Annotated in this window: 1 protein-coding gene; it reads left to right on the forward strand. The window is 53.5% G+C overall.

All coding sequences use genetic code 11. The features are described from left to right. Positions 1-144: 144 nt before the first annotated feature. Positions 145-1,173 (forward strand): WD40 repeat domain-containing protein (locus tag DTL42_RS00005; protein WP_199589999.1); only part of this gene is annotated, 1,029 nt, incomplete at its 3' end.

The following is a 1,173-nucleotide window of genomic DNA, read 5'->3' on the forward strand; positions in this document are numbered from 1 at the left end:
GTTTCAGTGAGCTATTTCCCCAAGAGAAATGCTTTGTGTGCAGCCCATTTGACACTGCGTGTTATTGCATGCGTGCTGCTACTCTCCACATCTGCGATCGCGCAGAAAGTCGGGAACGCTGCAGAGGAAGATCAATACGCCTTCATGGAAGTTTCCCGAGACGTGGTAGTCAAAAGCGACGTATTCGAGCAGATTGCCTTGCACGAGTTGATTCTCGCCAGGGATGGAAAGGGAGTGTTTATTGGCAGCGGGTTACCTGAAACGCGGCGTCCGTCTCATGTTGAATTCTTGAGCTTGAAAAATACAGGCCTGAGCCAGCGGGTAACCCAGATCGCTCATTGGCAAGGTCTCGTGGGGGCACCTTTCGCCTGTTTTTGGTGCAACGAGGCGGAAGGCAATAACGCGAAAGACAACGATACGGCAGGCATGGAGATCTCGATTCTGGGCGCTGGTCCCCCACACCGTGTGCGAATACCGTCCGACCCACCCATTTCAAATATTGTGGCGGCGAACTGGAGTCGGGGATTTGTAGTCGAGAGGATTGAAAAGCCTATTGAGGGCAAAGGGGGAGACAACGTAGAGCGGCTTCGTTTGTGGGATATCGAAACTGCGGAACTGCTGCAAGAGTTTGAAACCGTGTCAAGTGTAGCCGCCGTGGCCCTTTCGCCGGACGGGCGGTATCTCGCAGCCGCTGGACTTCCATTACAGACCTCCCAGCCAAGCGAGCAGCCACCCAATTCTAAGAGTGCGATCTTAACGGTTTGGGATACCACAACAGGTGAGTTTGTATTCGCCCGAAACATGGGCTATTACGTCTGGAATGTCCAGTTCTCTCCCTCGGGTGACAAGCTGCTTTGCAGCGGGATAGCCGATCAATTTGTCGCAGGCAAAGGTGTCGGTTATACCGATGTCATCACACTTTCCCGCCCCGGCTGGTCGTGGCGATATGAAAACGAAACGGAAAATTGGCATCCCGCTGCATTTTACGATGAAAATCGTGTCGTCGTCGAAGGGACAGCCAGCCAGGTGTTTCTTTTGGACCTGCGACGAAGCGAAGTCCTTACAACGCTTGATACGAAACAAGAAGGAGTCGCCGCGTTCCTAATACACGACGGTTTCTTGTTAACCGGCGGCTTCGACGGCACCCTGTGCCGCTGGCGGCTTGAAGAACGA

Source organism: Bremerella cremea (assembly GCF_003335505.1).
Taxonomy (GTDB): domain Bacteria; phylum Planctomycetota; class Planctomycetia; order Pirellulales; family Pirellulaceae; genus Bremerella; species Bremerella cremea_A.